At 60.3% G+C, this 16,302-nt stretch carries 14 protein-coding genes; 6 read left to right on the top strand and 8 right to left on the bottom strand.

Annotation, left to right across the window (positions count from 1 at the left end; all coding sequences use genetic code 11):
• Positions 1-275 precede the first annotated feature (275 nt).
• The 7 genes from glpE to VY732_RS26950 all read right to left on the bottom strand — a co-directional run bounded on the left by glpE (position 276) and on the right by VY732_RS26950 (position 7,925).
• Positions 276-605 carry a thiosulfate sulfurtransferase GlpE gene (gene glpE, locus VY732_RS26980; protein WP_016983139.1) on the bottom strand — a complete coding sequence of 110 codons (330 nt, stop codon included), beginning with the start codon at positions 603-605 and terminating at the stop codon, positions 276-278.
• Between the two features lie 33 nt (positions 606-638).
• Positions 639-1,520: a symmetrical bis(5'-nucleosyl)-tetraphosphatase gene (locus VY732_RS26975; RefSeq protein WP_077574768.1), complete on the bottom strand. Its 882-nt coding sequence runs from the start codon at positions 1,518-1,520 to the stop codon at positions 639-641.
• Positions 1,520-1,900 (bottom strand): Co2+/Mg2+ efflux protein ApaG, encoded by a 381-nt coding sequence (gene apaG / locus VY732_RS26970; RefSeq protein ID WP_095122614.1) that lies wholly within the window; start codon positions 1,898-1,900, stop codon positions 1,520-1,522. Before apaG ends, VY732_RS26975 begins: the two co-directional genes overlap by 1 nt.
• A gap of 113 nt (positions 1,901-2,013) precedes the next feature.
• Positions 2,014-2,832 carry a 16S rRNA (adenine(1518)-N(6)/adenine(1519)-N(6))-dimethyltransferase RsmA gene (gene rsmA / locus VY732_RS26965; protein WP_095122616.1) on the bottom strand — a complete coding sequence of 273 codons (819 nt, stop codon included), beginning with the start codon at positions 2,830-2,832 and terminating at the stop codon, positions 2,014-2,016.
• The gene (gene pdxA / locus VY732_RS26960; protein ID WP_077574766.1) at positions 2,829-3,818 is read right to left on the bottom strand and encodes a 4-hydroxythreonine-4-phosphate dehydrogenase PdxA; all 990 of its coding nucleotides are present in this window, start codon (positions 3,816-3,818) and stop codon (positions 2,829-2,831) included. The genes rsmA and pdxA overlap by 4 nt, the downstream gene beginning before the upstream one ends.
• Positions 3,815-5,137 carry a peptidylprolyl isomerase SurA gene (gene surA / locus VY732_RS26955; RefSeq protein ID WP_176091775.1) on the bottom strand — a complete coding sequence of 441 codons (1,323 nt, stop codon included), beginning with the start codon at positions 5,135-5,137 and terminating at the stop codon, positions 3,815-3,817. The genes pdxA and surA overlap by 4 nt, the downstream gene beginning before the upstream one ends.
• The gene (locus VY732_RS26950; RefSeq protein WP_331692696.1) at positions 5,112-7,925 is read right to left on the bottom strand and encodes an LPS-assembly protein LptD; all 2,814 of its coding nucleotides are present in this window, start codon (positions 7,923-7,925) and stop codon (positions 5,112-5,114) included. Before VY732_RS26950 ends, surA begins: the two co-directional genes overlap by 26 nt.
• 130 nt (positions 7,926-8,055) lie before the next feature.
• Here VY732_RS26950 and VY732_RS26945 point away from each other — a divergent pair, with 130 nt between their 5' ends.
• Genes VY732_RS26945 through VY732_RS26935 form a run of 3 tightly spaced genes read left to right on the top strand, consistent with a single transcriptional unit; the run spans position 8,056 to position 10,512 of the window.
• Entirely contained in the window at positions 8,056-9,075 is a 1,020-nt protein-coding gene (locus VY732_RS26945) for an aminoglycoside phosphotransferase family protein (RefSeq protein ID WP_331692695.1), read from the top strand.
• Positions 9,072-9,743: an N-acetylmuramate alpha-1-phosphate uridylyltransferase MurU gene (gene murU, locus VY732_RS26940; protein ID WP_116028311.1), complete on the top strand. Its 672-nt coding sequence runs from the start codon at positions 9,072-9,074 to the stop codon at positions 9,741-9,743. Before VY732_RS26945 ends, murU begins: the two co-directional genes overlap by 4 nt.
• Position 9,744: 1 nt before the next feature.
• Positions 9,745-10,512, top strand: a complete 768-nt coding sequence (locus VY732_RS26935) for a TerB family tellurite resistance protein (RefSeq protein ID WP_331692694.1) — start codon at positions 9,745-9,747, stop codon at positions 10,510-10,512.
• Positions 10,513-10,635: 123 nt separating this feature from the next.
• Here the strand turns inward: VY732_RS26935 and VY732_RS26930 are convergent, their stop codons facing one another.
• Entirely contained in the window at positions 10,636-11,625 is a 990-nt protein-coding gene (locus tag VY732_RS26930) for an alpha/beta hydrolase family protein (protein WP_123594044.1), read from the bottom strand.
• A gap of 73 nt (positions 11,626-11,698) precedes the next feature.
• On the opposite strand from VY732_RS26930, the gene VY732_RS26925 reads away from it, so the two are divergent.
• From VY732_RS26925 to VY732_RS26915, 3 genes are all read left to right on the top strand, one after another.
• Positions 11,699-14,095 carry a PAS domain-containing sensor histidine kinase gene (locus tag VY732_RS26925; RefSeq protein WP_331692692.1) on the top strand — a complete coding sequence of 799 codons (2,397 nt, stop codon included), beginning with the start codon at positions 11,699-11,701 and terminating at the stop codon, positions 14,093-14,095.
• 85 nt (positions 14,096-14,180) lie between these two features.
• On the top strand, positions 14,181-14,810 hold the full coding sequence (locus VY732_RS26920) for a response regulator (protein WP_116028308.1): 630 nt from the start codon (positions 14,181-14,183) through the stop codon (positions 14,808-14,810).
• 354 nt (positions 14,811-15,164) lie between these two features.
• Positions 15,165-16,289, top strand: coding sequence for an ABC transporter ATP-binding protein (locus VY732_RS26915; RefSeq protein WP_331692691.1), 1,125 nt, complete (start codon positions 15,165-15,167; stop codon positions 16,287-16,289).
• The last annotated feature ends 13 nt before the right edge of the window (positions 16,290-16,302 follow it).

Genomic DNA, 16,302 nt, shown 5'->3' with positions numbered 1-16,302 from the left:
GGAGCCGACGCCGGATCACTCAGTCGATGCTGGCAAGCAGCCGCAGTAGCAGCCGATTGTTTACCCCCCAGAACACTTCCACGATCGACAATCGTGAAAGTCACTCCCGATGACCCGTGCGCCGGTGTACCGGCTCTCCCCTGTTTTGGATGGCCTGGGCTTAAGGATAGTTGGGAATTCAGGAGGTAAAGGCGAGATACGTAATTAGTTGTGGCAAGACCGTTCGTCTGCCCGCGCAGGCCCGCGTCAGCCGGGGCCTGCGCGTGACAAAAAAATTATTCGGCGGTGCCTTGCGCGGTTTCCGCAGGATAAGTCGTACGCCACAACTCAAAGCCACCGTCCATGCTGTAGACGTCGGAGAAGCCTTGGCTGATCAGGTAGGCCGCCGCGCCCTGGCTGGAGTTTCCGTGATAGCAGACGACTACGGTCGGTGCATCGAGGTCAGCGCCTTGGATAAACGCGTGCAGCGAATGATTGTCCAGATGCTTCGAGCCGCTGATATGCAGGGCGGCAAAAGTCGCCGGATCGCGGACGTCGACGACAACGGCGCCTTGTTCACGCAGGGCCTGGGCCTGTTCCGGGGGGATTCGTTTGAATTCGCTCATGGCGGGTTCCTGTTGCTCGGCTGAAAGCGCAGTCTAACGCGGGACGCTGACTGGCGAAGTTTCGGGGATAAGTGGTGCGACGGTCGGGGCGAGGCCGCCGTGTTCATCGCATTTGCATGACAGGCGTTCACCGCTGTCGACGTTCATCAGGGTCAGGCTGCCGCCCCAGACACAACCGGTGTCCAGCGCCGAGATGCCTGGCTCATGGATATTGCCTTCGAGTGCCGCCCAGTGGCCGAAGATGATGCGCAGACCCTTGGTCTTGCGGTCCCGGTGCTGGAACCACGGTTTGTAACCGGGCGGGGCGGTGTCGAGGCCTTCCTTGCTCTTGAGGTCGAGCTTGCCTTCGGCGGTGCAGAAACGCATGCGCGTGAAATAGTTGGTGATGACGCGCAGGCGGGCCACACCTTTGAGATCGTTGTCCCATTTCGCCGGCTCATTTCCATACATGCCGTCGAGGTAGGCCGGAAACAGGTTGTCGTCACGCAGCGCGGTTTCGACTTCATCAGCGCATTTCAGGGCGCGGCGCAGTGACCATTGCGGTGGAATACCGGCGTGAACCATGGCGACATCACGCGTCTCGTCGTAGTGCATCAGCTTTTGTTGGCGCACCCATTCAAGCAGTTCGGCACTGTCCGGCGCTTCGAGAATCTCGCGCAGGGTGTCGGACTTCTTTAAACGCTCGATATTCTTTGCGGCAGCAAGCAAGTGCAGGTCGTGGTTGCCGAGTACGCAGATCAGCGACTCACGCATGCCATACAGAAAACGCAGGGTTTCCAGCGACTGCGGGCCTCGGTTGACCAAATCACCCACCAGCCACAGTCGATCGATTTTCGGGTCGAACGCGACTTGCCTGAGCAGGCATTTCAGCGGTTCGAGGCAGCCTTGCAGGTCGCCGACGGCATACGTCGCCATCAGTGCAGGGCTCCGGGGACGGCGAGGCGGAAGGGCTTGATGATCGCGTCGAAATGCTTGCCGTCAGTGGCGACCATTTCGTAGGTGCCTTGCATGGTGCCGACCTTGGTGGTCATTACCGTGCCGCTGCTGTAGGTGTGGCTCTGGCCGGCATCAATCAAGGGTTGTTGGCCAACGACGCCGGCGCCGCGCACCTCTTCGACATGCCCGTCGCCATCGGTGATCACCCAATGCCGTGACATCAGGCGTGCGGGTTGCTCGCCATTGTTCTGCACAGTGATGGTGTAGGCGAAGGCGAAGCGGTCGTGCTCGGGTTGCGATTGGTCTGCCAGATAGCGGGTAACGACACTGACATCGACCTGGTAACGGGAATCGGACATGCAAGAGGCCTTAAACGAAGCGGAACGCGGGGCGTAGCTGATGGGGAGTCAGTCTAGGCAAGTATCGGGCAGTAAACCAGAGTGGCGTCCTGCCCGATAGCGTTCATCGTTTATCAGTCGGCGGCAGGGGAGGCCGGGACTTGTACTGCGAGCTGGTCGGCCAGGCGTACGAACGCGGCCAGATCCAGTTGCTCCGGACGCAGACTGCCATCGACGCCGGCGGCTTCGATCTCGGCATTGCTGAGCAGTTGCTTGAGGGTGTTGCGCAGGGTCTTGCGGCGTTGGTTGAACGCTTCGCGCACAACGCGCTCCAGCAACTTGTGATCCTTGGCCGGGTGCGGCAGTACGGCGTGCGGCACCAGACGGACGATCGCCGAATCGACCTTCGGCGGCGGGTTGAACGCGCCCGGGCCGACGTTGAACAGATGTTCGACGCGGCAGTGGTACTGAACCATGATCGACAGGCGACCCCAGTCACCACCACCCGGGCCTGCCGCCAGACGCTCGACCACTTCTTTCTGCAGCATGAAGTGCATGTCGCGAATGATGCCGGCGTTGTTCAGGAGATGAAAAATCAGCGGCGTCGAGATGTTGTACGGCAGGTTGCCGACCACCCGCAGGCTGTTTGGTGCGGCATTGAGCGTGTTGAAGTCGAACTTCAGCGCATCGCCCTGGTGCAGGTTGAAATTGCTCTTGCCGGCAAACTGCTGGTTGAGGATCGGGATCAGATCCTTGTCCAGTTCCACCACATCGAGTTGCGCGCCGGAGTTCAGCAGGCCGGCGGTCAATGCGCCCTGGCCCGGGCCGATTTCCAGCAGGCGGTCTTCAGACTTGGCGCTGATGGAGCGCAGGATGCGGTCGATAACCCCGGCATCGTGCAGGAAGTTCTGGCCAAAGCGTTTGCGCGCCTTGTGTTGGTATTGCTCGGTCATAAACGGGTCTCGGCCATCTGGTAGGCGGTTTCCAGGGCGACTTGCAGGCTGCCGGTGTCGATCTTGCCGCTGCCGGCCAGATCCAGGGCAGTGCCGTGATCGACCGATGTGCGGATGATCGGCAGACCCAGGGTCACGTTGACGGCAGCGCCGAAGCCTTTGTACTTGAGCACAGGCAAGCCCTGGTCGTGGTACATCGCCAGCACTGCGTCGCAGTGCTCCAGATATTTGGGGGTAAACAGAGTGTCGGCAGGCAGCGGGCCACGAAGGTCCATGCCCTCGCCGCGCAGGCGCTCTAATGTCGGTTCAATGATGTCGATTTCTTCATGGCCCAGGTGTCCGCCTTCTCCAGCGTGCGGGTTGAGCCCGCAGACAAGGATACGTGGCTGGGCGATGCCGAATTTGTTTTGCAGGTCGCTGTGCAGAATCCGTGTAACCCGTTCCAGCCGTTCCGGTGTGATTGCGTCGGCAATCTCGCGCAGGGGCAGGTGAGTGGTGACCAGCGCGACGCGTAAACCGCGGGTGGCGAGCATCATCACCACTTGGGCGGTGTGGGTCAGGTCAGCGAGGAATTCGGTGTGCCCGGAAAAGGCGATGCCCGACTCGTTGATCACGCCCTTGTGCACAGGGGCGGTGATCATCCCGGCGAAGTCGCCGTTGAGGCAGCCATTGCCGGCGCGGGTCAGGGTTTCGAGGACGAAAGCCGCGTTGGCCTTGTCCAGTTGCCCGGCCACCACGGGGGCGCTGAGCGGTGTGTCCCAGACGTACAGGCTGTTGGCGGGCGCCGGAGCATCCGGCCAACTGCCAGGCGCAACATCCAGCAAAGTGACGGCCAGCCCCAACTGCGCGGCCCGCTCGGAGAGCAGGTCGCGGCTGGTTATGGCAATCAGGGGATGTGGCTGGGCTTGCGAGGCGAGCAGCAGGCACAGGTCGGGACCGATGCCGGCTGGTTCGCCGGGTGTCAACGCGAAACGCTGGGGTTTCACTGCGCTGCCTGGTCTGCACCAGGGAGTTTGATCTCTACGTACGCTTCGTCACGGATCTGACGCAGCCAGGTTTGCAGCTCTTCGTCGTATTTGCGGTTACGCAGTACGGTCATGGCTTGCTGCTCGCGGGCCTGTTCGGTGCTGTCGGTGGCGCGGCGGCCAAGGACTTCCAGAACGTGCCAGCCGTATTGGGTCTGGAATGGCTTGGACAGCTGACCTTGTGGGGTCTTGGCCATCACTTCGCGGAATTCCGGTACCAGTGCGTTCGGGTCGATCCAGTTCAGGTCGCCGCCGTTAAGCGCCGAGCCCGGGTCTTCGGAGTAGCTTTTCGCCAGAGTGGCGAAATCTTCACCGGCCACGATGCGTTCATACAAAGATTGAACCAGTGCCTTGGTCTTCGCTTCATCACGAATCGGGCTTGGTTTCACCAGAATGTGGCGTACGTGCACTTCATCGCGCATCTGCGCTTCGCCACCACGTTTTGCCAGCACCTTGAGGATGATGAAACCACCCGGCGTGCGTGCAGGCTGAGTGATGTCGCCGACGGCCATGCTGCTTAGCTCGCGGTCGAAAGGCGGTGGCAGTTGCGCGGCTTTACGCCAGCCCATGTCGCCGCCTTCCAGTGCGTTGTCGCTGCCGGATTTGGCCACGGCCATCTGGCCGAAGTCAGCGCCTTGCTTGAGCTGCTGGTAAACCTCCATGGCCTGACGGGCAGCACTCTGAATCGCATCAGAGTTGGCGCTTTCCGGCGTCGGGATCAGGATGTTGGCCAGGTGCAGCTCTTCGGACAGTTGCATCTTGCCCAGGTCGGAGGCGAGGAAGTTTTTCACTTCCTGCTCGGAGACCTGAATGCGCTCTGCCACACGACGCTGACGCACACGGCTGATGATCATTTCGCGCTTGATCTGATCACGGGCGTCGTCATAGTTCAGGCCGTCGCGAGCCAGCGCTGCACGGAACTGCTCAACTGTCATGTTGTTGCGCTGGGCAATGGTGCCGACCGCCTGGTTCAGTTCTTCATCGGTGATGCGGATGCCGGAGCGGTCGCCGATCTGCAGTTGCAGGTTTTCGACGATCAGGCGCTCAAGCACCTGTTGATCCAGTACGCCAGGAGGCGGCAGGCCGCCGCCACGCTTGGCGATGGTCTGCTGCACTTCGTGGACGCGCTGGTCCAGTTGACTCTGCATGACCACGTCGTTGTCGACGATTGCTACCACTTTGTCGATGGACTGTACCGCGGCGTTAGCCGCAGTACCCAGGAACAGCGCGCCCAGCATCAGCGGGCGCAGACAATCAGAAAGCTTGGTCTTCACGTTCACGATAACCTTGAATGCCTTTGTCGAGGAAGCTCTCTACCTTGGCGCCGGTGAGGCCGCCGAGTCCCTTCAGAACAATTTGGAGGAAGACGCCGTGGTCGCCTTTTTCGTTTTCCGGGGCGTTCTGACTGAATTCGTCATAGCTGACCCAGTAACGGTTGATCAGGCGCAGTTTCCAGCAGCAGTTGTCGTACTCGAAACCACCGAAGGCTTCCAGCGTGCGGTTGCGGTTGTAGTCGTACTGCCAGCGGCTGATCGCGCTCCATTGTGGAACGATCGGCCAGATGACCGAGAAATCATGCTGCTGGATCTTGTAGTAGTCCTTCACGTAGCCAGGTTGGCCCGGAGTGCCATAGTCACCACCACCCACCGACCATTTACCGGTGTTCTGGTCATAACGAACCTGGTCGTTGCGATAGCGATAGCCGACGTTGACGACCTTGTTGGGGTTGTCTTCAGGCTGGTAGTGGAACATCGCACTGCCGGAACGTGGGCTGCGGCTGTCCGGATCCCAGTTGTAGTCGGCTGTGGTGCGCCAATCGCGGTTCCAGCGGTATTCGTATTCCAGTGCGTATGGCGAGACGTTGGCTTGGGCATCGTCACGGGTTTTGGCATCGATACCTGGCAGTTGAACTTCACGATCCTTGAAGTACAGAGCCTGGCCGACACTGATGCGTTGACGTTCAAAGCCGTCGTCTTCGATCCAGCGGCTGGTCACGCCCAGCGACAGCTTGTTCTCGTCGCCGACACGGTCGGAGCCGGAGAAACGGTTGTCGCGGAACAGCGAGGCGTAGTTAAAGGTGTATTCGCTGGTGTCGAATACAGGAATGTCTTCCTGGTTTTCTTCAGGCACATAGAGATAGAACAGTCGCGGTTCCAGTGTCTGACGATAGTTCTTGCCAAAGAAAGACGTATTGCGGTCGAAGTACAGGCCGCTATCGATGCTGGCAATTGGTACGCCACGATTCTGATTGCTTCCGAACTCGCCGCCTACGTATCTGGTGCCATTACTCGCTGCTGCAGTCTGCTGGTTAATAATGTCTTGCTTGCCGGTACCGTCCAGATCCAGTTGATACTGGGTGTACTGGTATTTCAACGTAGGCTTGAGGAAGCCATAGGTCCAGTTCAACGGCAGGCTGACGCTTGGCGCCAGGTTCAGGCGGTCACCGTTGGCACGGGCCAGACCCGTTACGTTCGTATCCAGACGATCGGCGGTTGTACCGTCTTCGTTGGTGAACTTGCCGTTTTCCAGATCACGGTCAAAGCGAACGAGCTCAGTCTCGTAGTTGAAGTTCAGGCCTTCCGGGTGATACGGCAGCTGACCAGTGAAAGTGATCTGCGGCAGACGGTCGTAAGGCGTGATGTTCGATACGGTCGCCAGCTGATAAGCCTGGGCATTCAGGCGCGCCGTGTAGCTGTCGCCGCGATAGGTGACCGAACCCTGCTGGTTGACGTAATCGGAGCTCTTGACGCCGATCTGGTCAGTTTGCAGATCCTGGAAGTAATAAGGATCACTGATCTTGGTGTAGTCAACCTGGGTGAGCACGCGGGAGTCGAGACCGCCCTTGTGCTGCCAGTTATACATGTAGCGATTTTTTTGATAATCGCTCTGCTTGCTGCGGTCGGTGTCTTCGTCGTTCAGATACGCAGCACCGAACTGACCTTCACTCGACTTGGTCAGGTAACGGAACTCACCTTCCACCAACATGCCACGCTTGCTCATGTAGCGCGGGTACAACGTGGCATCGTAGTTCGGCGCCAGGTTGAAGTAGTAAGGGGTGACCAGCATGAAGCCGGTATCGCTGCCGGTGCCGATGGTCGGCGGCAGGAAGCCCGACTGGCGACGGTCGTCGATCGGGAAGTAGATGTACGGCGTGTACAGAATCGGAATGTCTTTTACGCGCAGCGTCACGTTGGTCGCGGTACCGAAGCCGGTGGCCGGGTTCAAGGTGATGTTGTTGCCCTTGAGCTGCCAGGCATTGCTGTTCGGTTCGCACGTGGTGTACGTGCCGTCCTTCAAGCGAATGATCGCGTTTTCCGCACGCTTGGCGTACAGCGCGTTGCCGCGAATGCGCGATTTGTGCATCACGTATTCGGCGTTGTCGACCTTGGCTTCACCGGTGTCGAGTTGCACGTCGGCGTGGTCGCCGACGATCAGCGCGCCGTTGTCGCGGATACGTACATCGCCATTGAGTTCGGCGCGGCTCTCGGCCTGATACAGGCTGGCCTCGTCGGACTCGACCTGCATGCTGCCCTGACGCAGGACGACATCACCGGCCAGCGTACCGACTTGATCATCGGTGTTATAGCGCGAGGCTTTTGCGCCGATAAAGGTCGGAGCATCGCTTTTATTCGTCTTGTCATTCATGCCAGGACGAGTGGGTTCGATATAGGCACCAGAGCAGTAAGGCCCGGTCTCGGCCAATTGAGCGGCGGTGAGCTTCTCGCGCGGAACCCAGTCGAGGTGACTGAAGTCTTCGCTACGGGATTTCAAACCGCGGCCCTTGGCTTCGGTGACCAGCGCCGTTTTAGGCGCTGCGTCGGCAACCGAACCGGTCTCGGTCGCAGCTTCGCCGGTAGCGCTGACGGCACTGCCGTCATGCACCGGACGCGGCGGCAACGCAGCAGCGGTTGATTTGGGCGCACAGGCCCAACCACCCGAAGCCGAGACGGAGCAGTCATACTGCTCGGCGGCAACAACGAATTGACTGGCCAGAGGTTGCATAGCCAGCAGACTGCCGGTTACCAACAACGGAAATTTTTTACGAAACGCGGGGGATTTCAATGCCATCTTATTAGTCCGGGCTTCCTGCGTGCCATCTGCCCGCGGTGTGGGCCGCACGCCTCTCGATGGTCTGAAAAAGATGCTGGATAATAAAGCATGACCCGCTTGACGGCTAGCGCCGTCGGAGACCCTTGCAATGCCTGACCAAGATGTACGCTTGCAACACCTGAAAGTTTGGCTCGATGAGCAGTTGGCAAACCTGTTTGCAGATCAGGGCTGGGGCGCCGTGCCCCCGGCCACGTTGACCGCGGCCAGCAGCGACGCGAGTTTCCGCCGTTACTTCCGTTGGGAAGGTGAAGGTCGCAGCTTCGTCGTGATGGACGCTCCGCCGCCCCAGGAAAACTGCAAACCGTTCGTGGATATCGCTTTTTTGCTGGCGAAATCCGGAATAAATGTGCCGAAAATTTACGCCGAAGACCTCGAGCGCGGATTTCTTTTGCTCAATGACCTGGGCAACCAGACCTATCTCGACGTGATCGATGGCGAAAATGCCGACGCATTGTTCAACGATGCCTTGCAAGCGCTGCTGGCTTTTCAGCAGTTGCCGATGGTTGCACCGTTGCCGAGTTACGACGTTGCGTTGCTGCGTCGTGAGCTGGAACTGTTCCCCGAGTGGTATGTGAAACATGAGCTCGGCGTCGAATTCGATTCGACTCAGCAACAGCAGTGGCAGCAGGTCAGCGATCTGCTGATCGACAGCGCACTTGCCCAGCCCAAAGTGCTGGTGCACCGCGACTACATGCCGCGCAACCTGATGCTCAGCGAGCCGAACCCCGGCGTGCTGGATTTCCAGGATGCAGTTTACGGCCCGGTGACCTACGACGTGACGTGCCTGTTCAAGGACGCCTTCCTCAGTTGGCCTGAAGAACGCGTGCGTGGCTGGCTGGAAAGTTATTGGCAGCAAGCCTCGGCGCTGAATATTCCGGTGCAGCCGGACTTCGAGGACTTCCTGCGCGCCAGCGACCTGATGGGCGTGCAGCGTCACCTGAAAGTCATTGGCATCTTCGCGCGCATCTGCCATCGCGACGGCAAGCCGCGTTATCTGGCCGACGTGCCGCGTTTCTTCTCTTATATAGAAGCGGTGATTGCGCGTCGTCCGGAACTGGCGGAGCTGCAAGCGCTGTTCACCAGCCTGCGGGGTGGAGCAACAGCATGAAGGCAATGATTCTGGCGGCAGGCAAAGGCGAGCGTATGCGCCCGCTGACCCTGACCACGCCGAAACCACTGGTGCGTGCCGGCGGTGTTCCCCTGATCGAATATCACCTGCGCGCCCTGGCGGCTGCGGGGTTCAACGAGATCGTGATCAATCACGCCTGGCTCGGTCAGCAGATCGAAGATTACCTGGGCGACGGTTCGCAATTTGGCGTGAGCATTCAGTACTCGCCGGAAGGTGAGCCACTGGAAACCGGCGGCGGGATTTTCCGTGCGCTGCCGTTGCTCGGCGATGACGCCTTCCTGGTGGTCAACGGTGATATCTGGACCGATTACGACTTCAGCGTGCTGCATCAGCCGATCAACGGGCTCGCACATCTGGTACTGGCCGACAATCCGGCGCATCACCCGAGTGGAGATTTCACTTTGGTCGATGGCAAGGTGCACGACGGTCAGCCGGACGCTGCGACCCTGACCTACAGCGGCATCGCGGTGCTGCATCCTCAGCTGTTCGACGGCTGCATCGACGGCGCCTTCAAACTGGCGCCGCTGTTGCGCAACGCCATGGCGGCTGACGAGGTCACGGGCGAGCGACTGAAAGGTCACTGGGTGGATGTCGGTACGCACGAGCGTCTGGCTGAAGCTGAAACCTTGATAGAAGCGAGTCGCTGACATGTTGTGGCCAGGGACTCTGATTGGAGCCGGAGCGGGTTTTGCGATCGCCAGCATTCCGGGGGCCATGCTTGGGGCATTGTTGGGGCAGGCGCTGGATCGGCGTTTGCACTTGCAGAGCTGGGGACACTTGCGGGAAAAGCTCGGCGGTCGGCCGATGCTGCGTAACGACGAACTGTTGTTTGTGTTGCTCGGACGTCTGGCCAAAAGTGACGGTCGAGTCACCGATGGCCATATCCAGCAGGCGCGCAACGAGATGCGCGCGCTGGAAATGAGTGAGCCGGCGACGCGTCGGGCGATTGCCGCGTTCAACCGCGGCAAGTCGGAAAATGACAATCTGCGTGGCTATCTGCGGCGTCTGAGCGGACAACCCCACGCGGCCGAAGGGGTGTTGCGGGCGTGTTGGCGGATGGTCTGGGCCGATGGTCGTGCGGGCGTCAGCGAGCGGGAATTGTTGGCGCAGTGGGGCAAATGGCTGGGCTGGACATCGCAGCAGGTTCAGGCCCTGGCCAATGATTACGAGCCGGGCAAACGACCGATCGTCAGCGCTGCGGTGAGTTATCAGGAGGCGATGCGTTTATTGGGCGTGTCGGCGTCCAGCGAACCGGCGCAGATCAAGCGAGCCTATCGGCGTCTGCTCAGTCGTCATCATCCGGACAAGATTGCCGGTACGGGGGCGACGCCAGCGCAGGTGCGCGAAGCGACCGATAAAACCCGCGAGCTGCACAATGCCTACACGTTGATTCGTGAGCGGCGGGATTTTCGCTAGTCGTTAGAGGTGTAGCGACTGCGCTGGCTCCTTCGCGAGCAGGCTCGCTCCCACAATGGATTGTGTACGCAGATCCAATGTGGGAGCGAGCCAGCTCGCGAAGGGGGCGACGCGGTTTACCGATCAGTCCGGATTCTGCGGATTCAGCCAGCCACGCACTCGGCGGAACAACTGTTCCTGTTCAGCCTTGTTATCCGGCAAAGCCTTGAGCGCGACCTGGCTGAACGCCGAGGTCTTCAAGCGCTTGCTCGCTTGCATGCGCTCCAGCGCTGCGTTGCGATCAAGCGGCTTGTCCATGTAGAAAATATCCACGGTCGGCAATTTCAACGTCGGCGTCAGTTCTACCAGCGCCGGTTTGGCCTTGGTCGGTGCCAGCACATCAACCATGACGAACTTTTCGACCTGCGAAGTTTGTTTTTCGCTCAAGTAGCGCGCGGCCCAATAAGCACCGGTGCCGTGTCCGAGCACGACTATGCTGCGCGCGCTCTGCTGCTCGGCGTAGGCAATCGCCGCGTCGATGCGCGCGAAGATTCGTTCGGCGTCAGCCTTGGATTGCTCTTCAGTGGTTTCGGCGACCACTTGATCCGCCACTTCGGCTTCACCGCCAGCGGCTTGCTCGATTGGCTGTGCGGTGGTGGCGTCCTTGCTGCCGCTTTCCGGTGCCTTCGGCGCTGCAGCTGCTTCGACGACGCGCGGGGCAATGGTATCGCTTTGCAGGTCAGGCAGCGTGATGCTCAGGCTGCTCCAGTCGGCGTTTGGCAGTTTTTGTCGCAATGGGCCGATTGCCTGCGGCCAGTCAGCGGTTTCGCCGGCGCCGGGGATGATGATCACCGCGCCTTTGGGCTCGGCGGTGTTGGCCGGTTTCCACAGGGCGAGGAAGGTGTCGCTGCCGGCCTGCAACTGTTGCTGTTCTTGTGCCGGGACTTTACGTTCCAGTGCAGCGGCTTCTTCCTGACTACGCTCAAGCAGTGGCTGGCGTTCGGCCGGTTTTTCTTCGGCCGGTTTTTCCGCCGTGGCGGCGGGTGCCGGATCGGCGGCTTCGACGGAAAACGCACAAGGCAGGAGCAGCGACAGGCACAATGCTGGCATTGCCAGGCGGTAAACAGAGGGCATCGGTCATTCCAGGCCAGAAAGTATCCCGGCAGCCTAATGGGTTGGTCAGAATTTGTCAGTGTATGAGACTTCAATGAAGCGATTTTGCTGCCTGTGGGTTATCGGCTGTTTATGGTTTCCCTTGATGGGCTGGGCGGCGCCTGCGCCCCCGGCGCATGTTGCGCAATTGTCGGCGGGCCAGCAGCAATGGCTGGCGCAGCACAATGAATTGCGCGTCGGTCTGGTGTTGCAAGCGCCGTTTGCGCAATACGACCGGCGTTTGCAGAAGCTGTCCGGGGCCAACGTCGAACTGATGAAGTTGCTGGCCAAGTCGCTCAATGTCGAACTGAGCTGGCGCAATTTTCAGGATCTCGCGCAACTGGAAACCGCCGTGCGCGAGGGCGAGATCGATATCGCCCCGGGCCTGAGCCAAACCCCGAGCGCCCTGCGTCTGTGGCAGTTTTCCGATCCATATATGCGCGTGCCGCAACTGGTGGTCAGTGATCAGAAAGCCAGTGGCGTGGTCGATCTGGAAAAGCTCGATAGCCAGGTCCGCGTCGCCGTGCGCATGCCCAGCAGCACGGCCGATTACCTGCGCGGCAACTATCCCCATCTGAATCTGCAAGGCGTGCCGCTCGAACGTCAGGCCTTGCAGTTGCTGTTGAGTCAGCAGGCTGCCTACGCCGTGGTCGATGAGGCGCAACTCGGACGCTTGTCGGTAGAACCGGAGTTCGCCGAACTGGTGGTGGTTGGCGATATTGGCCTGCCGCAACTGCTGCGAGTCGGCTCGCGCCGCGATTGGCCAGAGTTGGCCGGCATCGTCCAAAGCGCTTTGCGCGCAATCCCGGCGAAAGACCTGGAGCGTCTGCACAATCAATGGCTGCAACCGAAATACCCGCGACTGTCGGAGTCGCCGGGCTTCTGGCAAAACCTCGCGCTGTTGTTCGCGGTGATGTTGTTCAGTTGCGTGGCGATTGTGTTCTGGCAACGGCGCCAACAGCACAGCCTCGAGCAACGTTTGCTCGCCGCCCGTGAAGACATTGCCTTGCGCACCGCCAGTGAAGAAGCGCTGCGGCTGACGCAATTTTCCATCGACCAAAGCACCGTCGGCATTCTCTGGGTCAACTGGGACAGCCATGTGCGCTACGCCAATCGCGCGGCGGAAATCATGCTCGGTTATCCCTCGGGCGGGTTGATCGAGCGACCGCTGATCGACTTCGAACCGGGTCTGCACATGGATCGCTGGCTTAACCTGTGGAAACGCGCGCGGGCCAGCGAAGAAGGGCCGCTGAGTTTCGAAACCAGCTGCGTGCGCGCTGACGGCAGTGTTTTGCCAGCGGACGTGTCGCTGAGTTTTCTGCGCTTTCGCGACAGCGAATACCTGGTGGTTTACCTCACCGACGTCACTGATCGCCGTCGCGCCCTCGCCGCGTTGCAGGAAAGCGAGGCGCGTCTGCAAGGCATCGCCGCCAACGTGCCGGGATTGGTGTTCCGTCTGGAGCGGGCACCGGTGACCGGGCAGATCGACTTTGCCTACATCAGCGAAGGCAGCGAAAGTCTGGTCGGCTACGCGCCGGCCGTTATCGCTCATCGCGACATGGGCCTGCGCAGTCTGGTGCATCCGGATGACAAGGCCAGTTATCACCGCACTCAGGATCAGGCGCTGGACACCGACAGCGATTGGTCGTGGCAGGGCCGAATCCTTACGCGTCAGGGCCAGCAGCGCTGGGCCGAGATCAAGGCGATCACCCGGCAACTGGAGGATGGCGCCTACGTCTGGGACGGCATCGTCTGGGACATCACCGAGAGCAAGCGTATCGAGCTGGAGCTGGCCGCCTCCCGTGAACAACTGCGCGAACTGTCGGCGCACCTTGAGAGCGTGCGTGAAGAAGAGAAGGCGCGAATTGCCCGCGAGGTTCACGATGAGCTGGGGCAGATGTTGACCGTGCTGAAGCTGGAAACATCGATGTGCGAACTGGCCTACGCGCAGCTCGATCCCGGTCTGAACGAGCGGCTGAACAGCATGAAACGCCTGATCGCCCAATTGTTCCAGTTGGTGCGCGATGTGGCGACGGCGCTGCGACCGCCGATTCTCGATGCCGGGATTGCCTCGGCGATCGAGTGGCAGGCACGACGATTTGAAGCGCGTACGCAGATTCCGTGTCTGGTGCAGGTGCCGGACAATCTGCCGGCGCTGAGCGATGCCAAGGCGATAGGGTTGTTTCGGATTTTGCAGGAGGCGCTGACCAATGTGATGCGTCATGCTCAGGCGCATACTGTGGAACTGACGCTGGCGCTGGAGGGTGACGAACTTTGTCTGACAGTCAGCGATGATGGCGTAGGATTTGTCCCCGCTGCCGGTCGGCCGACTTCGTTTGGGCTGGTGGGCATGCGTGAGCGGGTGCTGATCATGGGCGGGCGGCTGGTGCTGGAGAGTGAGCCGGGGGAGGGCACCAGTCTGATGGTGCGAGTGCCGGTGAGTGAGGTCTGAAAGTCTGTAGTGTTTGGGCTGACGCTATCGCGAGCAGGCTCACTCCTACAGGGAATGGTGTGTACCTGAAATCTGGAGAGAGAATTTGATCCGTGTACTGGTAGCCGAAGACCACACCATCGTCCGTGAGGGCATCAAGCAATTGATCGGCCTGGCCAAGGATCTGCAAGTGGTGGGCGAGGCGAGTAATGGCGAGCAATTGCTCGAGACCCTGCGCAGCGTGCCGTGCGAAGTGGTGCTGCTCGACATCTCCATGCCTGGCGTCAATGGCCTGGAGGCGATTCCACGGATCCGGGCATTGAACAACCCGCCAGCGATTCTGGTGCTGTCGATGCACGACGAAGCGCAGATGGCTGCGCGAGCATTGAAAGTCGGCGCAGCGGGGTATGCGACCAAGGACAGTGATCCGGCGCTGTTGCTCACGGCGATCCGCAAAGTCGCGGCGGGTGGGCGCTATATCGATCCGGATCTGGCCGATCGCATGGTCTTCGAAGTCGGCCTGACCGATGCGCGACCGCTGCACTCGCTGCTGTCCGAACGCGAATTCTCGGTGTTCGAACGCCTGGCCCAAGGCGCCAACGTCAACGACATCGCCCAGCAACTGGCGCTGAGCAGCAAGACCATCAGCACCCACAAGGCGCGGCTGATGCAGAAGCTCAACATCACCTCGCTGGCCGAACTGGTCAAATATGCGATGGAACACAAACTCCTCTAACAGTCACCGCGATCAAAAATTGTAGGAGTGAGCCTGCTCGCGATAGCGGTGGATCATTCACTGCAGTGTTGGCTGATCCACTGCTATCGCGAGCAGGCTCACTCCTACAAGGGATCTCCTCAGCCTTCGGGGAATGTGGGCATATCTGTTAGCGACAGCCGCTTTTGCTTGTTCTTGCAGCTTGCAGCTCAACCCTCGCCACTGCCTTATCCATGAGCGCCATCCTTGTAGGGCAATCCCTACCCCCAACCTTCCATCCGGCTGAGGCGATTCTCTCCTGCGCCCCGATTTGCGTGGCTGTCAGCAACCACTAGGCTTAATCCACAAGCAGTCATCAACAACAAAGGTGTGGGTATGAGCCAGGTCGATACAAACGCAGGGGCCAGTGATGTGCTGGTCAGCTTTCGTGGAGTGCAGAAGAGCTACGACGGCGAGAACCTGATCGTCAAAGACCTCAACCTCGACATCCGCAAAGGCGAATTCCTCACCCTGCTCGGGCCGTCCGGTTCCGGCAAGACCACCAGCCTGATGATGCTCGCCGGTTTCGAAACACCGACCGCTGGCGAGATTCTGCTGGCCGGGCGCTCGATCAACAATGTGCCGCCGCACAAGCGCGACATCGGCATGGTGTTCCAGAACTACGCGCTGTTCCCGCACATGACCGTGGCGGAAAACCTCGCGTTTCCACTGACCGTCCGTGGCCTGAACAAAAGCGATGTCAGTGACCGCGTGAAAAAAGTCCTCAGCATGGTTCAGCTCGACGCGTTCGCTTCGCGCTATCCGGCGCAACTGTCCGGCGGTCAACAGCAACGCGTGGCACTGGCCCGCGCGCTGGTGTTCGAGCCGCAACTGGTGTTGATGGACGAACCCCTTGGCGCCCTCGACAAACAACTGCGTGAACACATGCAGATGGAGATCAAACACCTGCACCAACGCCTTGGCGTGACCGTGGTCTACGTGACCCACGATCAGGGTGAAGCGCTGACCATGTCCGACCGCGTCGCAGTGTTCCATCAAGGCGAGATCCAGCAGATCGCCCCACCGCGAACCCTTTACGAAGAACCGAAAAACACCTTCGTCGCCAACTTCATCGGCGAAAACAACCGCCTCAACGGCCGCTTGCTCAGCCAGAGCGGCGAGCGTTGCGTGGTCGAGTTGGGTCGTGGCGAAAAGGTCGAGGCGCTGGCGGTCAATGTCGGCCAGACCGGCGAACCGGTGACCCTGTCGATCCGTCCGGAGCGCGTCAGCCTCAACGGTTCGAGCGATCAATGCGTCAACCGCTTCTCAGGGAGGGTGGCGGAATTCATCTATCTGGGCGACCACGTCCGGGTGCGCCTGGAAGTCTGCGGCAAGACCGACTTCTTCGTGAAACAACCGATTGCCGAGCTCGATCCAGGACTCAGCGTCGGCGACGTGGTTCCGCTTGGCTGGCAGGTCGAGCACGTTCGCGCGCTCGATCCTCTTCTAGAGGCGAACTGATCGCCCCGGCAAT

This window comes from Pseudomonas sp. ZY71 (genome assembly GCF_036542145.1).
Classification (GTDB): Bacteria; Pseudomonadota; Gammaproteobacteria; order Pseudomonadales; family Pseudomonadaceae; genus Aquipseudomonas; species Aquipseudomonas koreensis_A.
Note: the sequence above shows the minus strand (reverse complement) of the source record. Positions and strands in the feature narration are given on the sequence as shown.